The 8,999-nt window shown below is 71.0% G+C and carries 6 protein-coding genes and 1 pseudogene; 4 read left to right on the forward strand and 3 right to left on the reverse strand.

Annotation, left to right across the window (positions count from 1 at the left end; translation table 11 throughout):
* Positions 1 to 321: 321 nt before the first annotated feature.
* Complete coding sequence (locus CCN72_RS13195; RefSeq protein ID WP_086807692.1) at positions 322 to 1,314, reverse strand: helix-turn-helix transcriptional regulator; 993 nt, start codon at positions 1,312 to 1,314, stop codon at positions 322 to 324.
* A gap of 95 nt (positions 1,315 to 1,409) precedes the next feature.
* Between CCN72_RS13195 and CCN72_RS13200 the strand changes: the two genes are divergently transcribed.
* Positions 1,410 to 1,853 carry a VOC family protein gene (locus tag CCN72_RS13200; protein ID WP_086807693.1) on the forward strand — a complete coding sequence of 148 codons (444 nt, stop codon included), beginning with the start codon at positions 1,410 to 1,412 and terminating at the stop codon, positions 1,851 to 1,853.
* 114 nt (positions 1,854 to 1,967) lie between these two features.
* Positions 1,968 to 2,588: a rhomboid family intramembrane serine protease gene (locus CCN72_RS13205; RefSeq protein WP_244174214.1), complete on the forward strand. Its 621-nt coding sequence runs from the start codon at positions 1,968 to 1,970 to the stop codon at positions 2,586 to 2,588.
* A gap of 136 nt (positions 2,589 to 2,724) precedes the next feature.
* Here CCN72_RS13205 and CCN72_RS13210 read toward each other — a convergent pair whose 3' ends face one another.
* Complete coding sequence (locus tag CCN72_RS13210; RefSeq protein ID WP_208637997.1) at positions 2,725 to 3,162, reverse strand: PPOX class F420-dependent oxidoreductase; 438 nt, start codon at positions 3,160 to 3,162, stop codon at positions 2,725 to 2,727.
* Positions 3,163 to 3,480: 318 nt separating this feature from the next.
* Here CCN72_RS13210 and CCN72_RS13215 point away from each other — a divergent pair, with 318 nt between their 5' ends.
* On the forward strand, positions 3,481 to 6,528 hold the full coding sequence (locus CCN72_RS13215) for an AfsR/SARP family transcriptional regulator (protein ID WP_086807694.1): 3,048 nt from the start codon (positions 3,481 to 3,483) through the stop codon (positions 6,526 to 6,528).
* A gap of 296 nt (positions 6,529 to 6,824) precedes the next feature.
* Here CCN72_RS13215 and CCN72_RS13220 read toward each other — a convergent pair whose 3' ends face one another.
* Positions 6,825 to 8,312, reverse strand: coding sequence for a SulP family inorganic anion transporter (locus CCN72_RS13220; protein WP_086807695.1), 1,488 nt, complete (start codon positions 8,310 to 8,312; stop codon positions 6,825 to 6,827).
* A 237-nt stretch (positions 8,313 to 8,549) separates the two neighbouring features.
* Between CCN72_RS13220 and CCN72_RS13225 the strand changes: the two are divergent.
* Positions 8,550 to 8,943: pseudogene (locus CCN72_RS13225) on the forward strand (MerR family transcriptional regulator).
* Positions 8,944 to 8,999 lie beyond the last annotated feature (56 nt).

Genomic DNA, 8,999 nt, shown 5'->3' on the forward strand with positions numbered 1-8,999 from the left:
GTGCAGCACGGCGAGGGCTCCGGCCAGGCCCGCCGCGATCCACAGCACCGCGTCCTCCGGCAGCCCGCCGGCGGCCCCGACGACCTCCGCGAGCGAGGGCGCGGGCCCGGCACCGCCGGCGTCCTTGCGCACCGGAACCCCACCGGCCCGCGCCCCCTGCCCCGACCCGCCGCCTAATGGATCACTGTCCGCCGAACGCCTCATCCCGTCCCCCATGACCAGCAGAAGTTTCAGGACGAGTCTGACCAAATCCGGCTGCCGCTACAAGGACTTGGACACCGGGGTCCCGGTCCTTCACCACACCGGCACGGATCCACGTCGTCACGCCCGGTCGGCGTAGGACGTCAGCCGCTCGGCGAACTCCGCCATCAGGGCGCGCAGTTCGTCGGGGCTCTCGATCACGAAGGGGCGGTCCAGGGAGGCGAGGAGAGGGGGGAGCCAGTCGAGGCGTTCCGCGTGGAGGCGGACGCGGAGCCAGCGTTCGGCGGTCGGGGCCCGGTCCCCCGTGGGGTCGTCCAGGGTGGCGACGGTGGCGGGGAGGCGGGTGCGGAGGTGGGCCGGGGTGCCGTGGATCCGCAGGGTGACCTGGTGGCGGTACTCGGCGGTGGCGAAGGCGGCCAGGACACGCTCGGCCGGGTCGGGGCCGGAGGGCGGTTCGAACGTGCCGGGCAGGGTGCGCGCGGCACCGATGCGGTCCAGGCGGAAGGTGCGGTCCTCGGCGCGGGAGGCGTCCTCGCCGGTGACGTACCAGCGGCCCGCGTGCGCCACGATCCCGTACGGGTGCAGGGTGCGTTCGCTGCGCCGGTCCGCGCGGTCGGTGTAGCGGATCGAGACCGGGCGGCGGTGGCGTACCGCGTCAGCGAGGGTGAGGAGGACGGCGCTGTCCGGGGGCTGCGCGGTGTCGGACGTGCCGGGCTCGTCCGTGAAGGCCAGGGCGTCCAGGAGGGTGTCCAGGCGGCCGGCGAGGTGCCGGGGCAGGACGCGCCGGATCTTCGCCGAGGCGGTCTCGTTCGCCGTGCGCTGCGCCGTCGTCAGGCCCGCCCGGCGGCCGGCGATCAGACCGAGCAGGACGGCCAGTGCCTCGTCGTCGCCGAGCATGAGCGGCGGCAGCCGGTATCCGGGGGCGAGCCGGTATCCGCCGTAGCGGCCGCGCACCGACTCCACGGGCACGTCCAGGTCGATCAGCTGGTCCACGTACCGGCGCACGGTCCGGCCCTGGACGCCGAGGCGGTCGGCCAGCTCGGCCACGGTCCGGGTGCCGCCCGACTGGAGCAGTTCGAGGAGGGTCAGGACGCGGCCGGTGGGTCGGGACATGCGCACAATCTAACGCCGATAGTGGACCGATTCTGTCCCCTATTTCTCCTAACGTGCGGGACGCAACCCGAATCCGGCACCGCAGGGAGACCCCCATGGACTTCGTCTCGATCCGCGTCATCACCGGCGACGTGGCACGCCTCGTCGCGTTCTACGAGCGCGCCCTGGGGGTGCGGGCCGCGTGGGCCACCGAGGACTTCGCCGAACTCCGGCCCGCGGGCGCCACGCTCGCGATCGCCGGCACCCGCACGGTCCCGCTGTTCGCGCCCGGCTCCGCCCGCCCGGCGGACAACCACAGCGTGATCACGGAGTTCCTGGTCGACGACGTGGACCGCGTCCACCGGGACCTGTCCGGCTTCGTCACCGAGTTCGTCACCGAGCCGACCACGATGCCCTGGGGCAACCGCTCGCTGCTGCTGCGCGACCCCGACGGCAACCTCGTCAACTTCTTCACGCCCGTCACCCCGGCCGCCGTCGAGAAGTTCGCGGACCGCCGGCCCGCACAGCCGGTCGCACCGGCCGTCGACCACTCGCGATAGCCTCCGGCGGGCCGCTCCAGCGGGACACGGGCGGCCTGCGGAACGCATGGACCGGCCGCGCGGGCGTCCCGTCGCGCACCGGAACGACCATGGCGCGGACGGGAGTTGTACGGGGTGACCGGTGCACGGCACGACGAACGGCCACCGGCCCCGGAGCCCCGGCCCGGCGCCCGCGGCCGACGGGTGCCGCCGGTGACGGCGACGCTGTTCCTGGTCACCGGGGCGGTGACCGCGGCCCAGTTCGCCTTCCCCGGGGTGCTCGCCGCGCTGCGCCGCGATCCCGGCGCGCTGGCGTCGGGCGAGTGGTGGCGGGCCCTGTCCCCGCTGCTGGTGCAGTCCCCCGGCTGGCAGGCCCTGGTGACCGTGCCCGCCATCGCGGCCCTCGGCATCCCCGCCGAGAGGATCTTCGGCGCCAAGGGCGTACTGGCGCTGTACCTGGTGCCCGCGGCGATCGGCGAGGGCCTCGGCTACGTCTGGCAGCCGCACGGCGCCGGCAACTCCATCGCCGTGCTCGGCCTGGCCGGCGCTCTGGTGTCCTGGCTCTTCCTCGCAGCCCAGGAGAAGGGCTGGCCCCGGCCCCTGCTCAACCGGGTGCGCGTCTGGGGCGCCGCGGTACTGGCCGGAGCGGTCGTAGACAACGCCTTCCACGACATCCACGGCCTGCCCACCCTCGCGGGCGCGGTGATCGGGGCGGGGATTCTGCTGCGGCGCCGCCGAGGGACGTCAAGCGTCTGAGCGCCGCGCGCACCCGACACCGTCGTACGCGACCACGACCGGCAGGCTCAAGAAGCACGACCGGCGGACCCAGGAAGCACGACCGGCAGGCTCAAGAGGCCCGGCCGGCAGGCTGAAGGAAGCACGACCGGCGGGCTCAGGAAGGAAGCACCCCCGCCCGGAACGGCTCCACCCCCACCACGTGCCGCGCCTTCTCCGCCTCGACCAGCACATGCACCCGCCGCTCCCCCTCCATCAGCCACGGGTAGCTGTCCTGTCCCAGGTACTTCCGCGCCAGCCGGTCCATCCCCTGCTCTGCCTCCTCACCCGTCACGAGGCGCACCGCACGGCCGGACACCAGGACCCGGTCGTAGGGGTTCTCGGTGTCGGCGTGGGAGAGGTGGACCCGGGGGTCATGGCGCAGGTTCTCCTCCTTGATCCGCCCGACCGAGGTGTTGAAGACGATCAGCCCGTCCTCCAGTCCCACCCACATCGGGGTCGCGTGCGGCGCCCCGTCCGGCGTCACCGTGGCCACGGACCAGAAGTTCGCCCCTTCCAGCCGCTCCCGTACCCGTTCCGTCAGTTCCAGCGCCACGGCGGCCCCTTTCCTTGATCATCATCGGTCCGACCACCGTGACACGGCCCGTCGGCGGCGGAACCGAGGGTTCCGGAAAGATCATGTGAAGACCGCCCGGAGGTCGCACGGGCCGATTCCCGCCACCCCGCACCGTCCCAGGGCCTCTCTTCGGGCTCCGCCCCCTCAGAACCCCCAGCCCCCGGCGCCGGGCCCGGGAAAATATCTTGTTTATCGGTCAAATTCGGGATCGTGCGGCGCGCGCATAGCCAGCGTGAGCGGGGTCATGACACGCTCGTATGCCCGGCCAGTACAGGTCCTACCGGCGGGAGGACTCTGGTGGAGTTCGAGATCCGGCTCTCAGGTTCGGTCGAGGTACGCGTCGGTGGGCGGGCCGGGCCGTTGGGGCCCACGAAGTCCCGGGCGGCCCTTGCCGCGCTGGCCTGGGACGCGGGGCGGTCCGTGAGCGTGGACAGTTTGGTCCACCGCATCTGGGACGACCATCCGCCGGCCACCGCCCGCGAGACGCTGCACACCCATATTTCCCGGGTGCGCCGCGCGCTGCGGACGGCCGACCCCGGCGCGCCGACCATCACCAGCCGGACGAACTCGTACGTCCTGCATGTCGACCCCGACCGCGTCGACCTGCGCGCCTACACCAGCTGCGTCGAACAGGCCCGCGCGCTCAAGGGCAGTGACGACGACGCGGCGCTCCAGCTGCTGGAACGGGCGGACGCCCACCGGTACGGCGAGCCGCTCGCCGGGATCTCCGGTTCCTGGCCGGACCACCTGCGCGCCACGGTGGGCGAGACGGCCCTGATCGCCGCCATGACCCGCGCCGAACTCCTCATGAACGCGGGCAGGTTCACCGAGGCGGTGCCGGTGCTCGCCCCGCTGGCGCCCGAACACCCGGTGGACGAGGCCCTGGTGGGGCTGCTGGCCGTCGCGCTGCACGGCGGCGGTCGTACGGCGGAGGCGACCAAGCTGCTGCAACGCACCCGGCAGCGCGTCATCCGGGACATCGGCCTGGACGGGGGCCGGCGCCTCCATCGCATCCAGGAGGGAATCCTGGCCGGCACCCCGGCGGGCGCGCTGTACGGCCAGGGCCCCCGCCGCCGGCCCGCCGCACGGCCCGGCCGTCCCGTGCCGGACAACCTGCCGCGGGACGTTCCCTGGATCGGCCGCCGCGAGGAGTTACGGCGGCTCACCTCGGCCCTGTCCGAGGGCGGGGGCGAGTCGGGGGCCGTGGTGACCGTGGAGGGAATGGGGGGCGTCGGCAAAAGCGCGCTGGCCGTGCACTGCGGGCACGAGGTGGCGGACCGCTATCCCGACGGCCGCTGCTTCGTACGGCTCGGCGGCCACGCGGCGGACCGGACGGCCGGCGCCCCGGACCGCGCGCTCACCACGCTGCTGCGGGTGCTCGGCCCGGAGGGCAAGGAGTTGCCGCAGGACACCGAGGAACTCACCGCGATGTGGCGGTCGTTGGCGCGGGACCGGCGGATGCTGGTGATCCTGGACGACGCCGTCTGCTCGGAGCAGGTACGGCAACTGCTTCCCGGCGCCTCGCCGACGGCGGTCGTGGTGACCAGCCGCCGCCGGCTCACGGGTCTGCCGGGCGCGCGCTCGATCTCGCTCGACGTGCTGCCGAGCGCCGACGCGATCGCCCTCTTCGAACGGCGCCTCGGTGCGGGCGGGCGGTCCCGGGCGGCGGAGATCGCGGACATCGTGCGCGTCTGCGGTCACTTGCCGCTGGCCGTCGAGATCGCGGCGAGCCGGCTGCTGGCCAGGTCGTCGTGGACCGCGGCGGACCTGCTGCGGCAGCTGACCGCCGGAGCGGGCGGGCTCGATGAACTCCGTGACGGTGAACGGACGTTGGAGCATGTGTTCGCCCTGTCCTATCGCGCGCTGAACGCCGAACAGCAGCTGGTCTTCCGCCGGACAAGCCTCCATACCGGAATGGAGTTCGGACCGCATGCGGTGGCGGCGCTGACCGGTCTGCCCCTCGCCGCGACGGAACGCGCGCTGGAGCAGCTGCTCACCCAGCATCTGCTTTCCGAACCGGCCCCGCATCGCTTCACCCTGCACGATCTTCTGCGTACGTACGCACGCTCACTGAGCGACACGGAGGAAACGGAGTCGCGGGCGGCGATGGCACGGCTGGCGACGTTCTATATGGGCGCGGCGGATCGCGCGGACCGTCTGGTCCACCCCTACCGCTCCCGCACCAGTCTGGACGCCGACGACTTCATTACCCTCCCCGAGATCAATGACGTACATGCGGCCGAGCAATGGCTACTGACCGAAAGCGGCAACCTCTCGGATACGTTGGAGTGGATCAGCCGGCAGGGGTCTGAGCGTCAACTCGCCTTATCCGTACATGTATTGACGGAGTTCCTTGACACACAGGGCCGCCTGACCACGACGGAGACGCTGCTCGGACGGGCCGTCGCGCACTGGGCGGCCGCAGGGGACCGCAAGGCGCAGGCACGGGCGCTGCTCGATCTCGGCGTCGCGCACAGCCATCGCTCCCGCTACGACGAAGCGATCTCGGCCGCACGCGAGGCACTGGAGCTGGCGCGCGCCCTGGGGGACTCGGAACTGGAGTGTGAATGCGTCAATCAGCTGTGCATTCCACTGTGGCAGACGGGCCAGTACGGGCTGGTGAAATCCCTGCAAGAACAGGCCCTTGATTCTCGTATGCAAATGAAAAATGGGCTCCAGGTGGCGCGCAGCTACAACATACTGGGATCGACTTACGCTCACCTCGCGAAAAGCGATGCCGCACTGACTTGCTTCAACTCTGCTCTTTCCGAATTCACCGCGATCGGCCACGAGCGCGGCATCTTCGTTTCGCTCAACAACCTGGCGGAAGTATCGACGAGAACGGGCGACCTGAAATCTGCCGAGTTCGCCTACCGAAAAGCCATTTCCCTGGCGTCTCGGAGATCCGACAGAAGAGAGCAGGCAACTCTTCAGATGAACTTGGCCAACGCCCTGATAGGGCTGGGGCAAACAGAAGAGGCGCTGACGCTGTCGCAGGGTTCCCTGGAGGTCTTCCGGACCATGGCCGATCGGCGCAGGGAGGCCCTCGCCCTCAATCGGATCGGCAAGGCGCATCGCGCGGCCGGCCGCAGTGAGCAGGCGGTACCGCTCCACGTCGCCGCGCTCACCCTCGCCCGGCGCATCAACGCCGCGGGCGAGGTGGTCGACACGTCCTACGACGCCGCCCTCGCCGAACTGGACACCGGTCGCGCGGCGCAGGCGAGGGCACACCTTGAGGAGAGCCTCACCGTGAGCAAGCAAATCGGCGCTCCCGCGGAAGCGGCCCGGGCGTCGCAGATCCTCGCCACCCTGCGCGCCGCTCCCCGGCCACAACGGCGGAGCTGATCAGCCCTTTCTCTCCTCGCGGATGCCAGATTGACTTCGGGTGCAGCAGCACTGTAAAAGTACCCGCACACGTGATCGTCAAGTGCTCGACACCGAACATCCGTTCACGTGATTCACGGAGTCCTTTCATCGAGAGAGCAGCACCAGTGAAGTCGTCTATTTTTCTCGCGTTCACGTTCATGATGTTTGCGGTGTTTAACCATCTGCCGTCGGCGCTCCCATATTCCTGAGAGCCCGTAGCCCCACGCAGGCCGCCCTCCCCCGCACCCGGAGGCAGGGCGGCCCCCTGAACCCCGTCAGCGGGTCCCCGCCACCCGCTCACGCATCACCGCGCTGGGTTCGTTCAGCCCCATGATGCTGACCCGCTTACCGCGTCGGGCGTACTTCGTCTCGATCGCGTCCAGCGCGGCCACCGAGGAGGCGTCCCAGATATGTGTGGCGGAAAGGTCGATGACGACGTCGTCGGGGTCGTTGGCGTAGTCGAACCGCTGGACGAGGTCGTTGGACGAGGCGAAGAACAGCTCGCCGGTGACGGCGTAGACGACCTGCGTGCCGTCCGGGTCGGTGACCGCCGTGACGTCGGCCATGCGGGCCACCCGCCTCGCGAAGATGACCATGGCCGTCACGGAGCCGACGACGACGCCGATGGACAGATTGCCCGTCGCGACCACGACGATCACCGTGATGACCATGACCGCCGTCTCCCCGACCGGCATCCGCCGCAGCGTGGCCGGCCTGACCGAGTGCCAGTCGAAGGTGCCGACGGAGACCAGCACCATGACGGCGACCAGCGCGGCCATGGGGATCGTGGAGACGACCGGGCCAAGGACGATGCACAGGACGAGCAGGAAAAACCCGGCGAGGAAGGTCGACAGCCGGGTACGGGCGCCGCTCTTCACATTGATCATCGTCTGGCCGATCATCCCGCAGCCGCCCATGCCGCCGAAGACGCCGGTGACGATGTTGGCGATGCCCTGACCGACCGCCTCCCGGGTCTTGTCGGAGGGGGTGTCCGTGAGGTCGTCGACCAGCTTCGCGGTCATCATCGACTCCATGATCCCCACCAGGGCCATCGCGAAGGCGTAGGGCGCGATGACGGTGAGGGTGTGCCAGGTGTACGGCACGTCGGGCAGGCCCGGCACCGGCAGGGACGAGGGCAGCTTGCCCTTGTCGCCGACCGTCGGCACCGCGATCCCCGCGGCCACGGTGATCGCCGTGAGGATCACGATGGCCACGAGCGGCGCGGGCACCGCCTTGGTCAGCCGGGGGAGGAGCAGCATCAGCGCGAGGCCCCCGACGACGAGGGGGTAGACCGGCCAGGGCACATCGCGGAGGTTGGGGATCTGGGCCGTGAACAGCAGGATGCCCAGCGCGTTCACGAAGCCCACCATCACGCTGCGCGGCACGAACCGCATCAGCTTGGCCACGCCGAGGGCGCCCAGGACGATCTGGAAGACGCCCGCGAGGACGACGGTGGCGATGAGGTAGCCGAGTCCGTGCTGGCGGACGACGGGCGCGACGACCAGGGCGACGGCACCCGTGGCGGCGGAGATCATGGCCGGCCGGCCGCCGGCGAAGGCGATCACCATGGCCATGGTGCAGGCGGCGTACAGCCCCACCTTGGGGTCGACACCGGCGATGACGGAGAAGGAGATCGCCTCCGGGATCAGCGCGAGCCCGACGACCAGCCCGGCCAGCACCTCGGTGCGCAGCACCTTCGGGGAGCCGAGCCACACGGGCTTGGACAGGCGCGGCCTGCGTGCCGCGGGCAGCGGTGATGACATACGACGGTCTCCGTTCGGGCGCCCGCGGCGGGGCGGAGTCTCTCGCCGGCCCGGCCGCTTCGGCGGGGCCCGGACCGTCCACGCGGCGGCCGGACGGCCACCGGAGCGGGCATCATGGCCCGGATGCGAACCCTCAGACTCTACCCTGACGTAAGGGGAGGGTCTGAGGGTCTGAGGTCCGTCGCGATCGAGGAACATGGAGAGACCGAGGGACATGGAGAAGGGGATCACCGGACGATGACGGATCAGCGGCAGATGCAGATCGGTGAGGTGGCCGAGCGGACCGGCCTGTCGCTGCGCACCATCCGCCATTACGAGGAGGTCGGGCTGGTCGTCCCCTCGGCCCGCAGCAAGGGCGGCTTCCGGCTGTACACGGAGTCCGACGTCGACCGCCTCATGGTGATCCGCCGGATGAAGCCGCTGGACTTCTCCCTGGAGGAGATGCGGGACCTGCTGGAGATCACCGNNCACCGACGCCCCGCCCGCCGGTGCCGAGCTGGCCCGGCTGCGGGAGCGGCTGGACGCCTTCCGGCGGACCACCGATGACCGCTGTGAGAGTCTGCGCGCACGGCTGGAGATGGCCGAGGACTTCGCCGCCACCCTGCGCCACCGGATGGGCACGCCGGGCTGAGGCTTCGGGCCCTGCTCCGGGGCGCGGGCCGGGACACTGCTCCGGGATACGGGGGC

The organism is Streptomyces murinus (assembly GCF_002154555.1).
GTDB lineage: Bacteria > Actinomycetota > Actinomycetes > Streptomycetales > Streptomycetaceae > Streptomyces > Streptomyces murinus.

Excerpts from the sequence above, each read along its gene's own strand:
- CCN72_RS13195 (WP_086807692.1), bottom strand. The coding sequence starts at position 1,314 with ATGTCCCGACCCACCGGCCGCGTCCTGACCCTCCTCGAACTGCTCCAG.
- CCN72_RS13200 (WP_086807693.1), top strand. The coding sequence starts at position 1,410 with ATGGACTTCGTCTCGATCCGCGTCATCACCGGCGACGTGGCACGCCTC.
- CCN72_RS13220 (WP_086807695.1), bottom strand. The coding sequence starts at position 8,312 with ATGTCATCACCGCTGCCCGCGGCACGCAGGCCGCGCCTGTCCAAGCCC.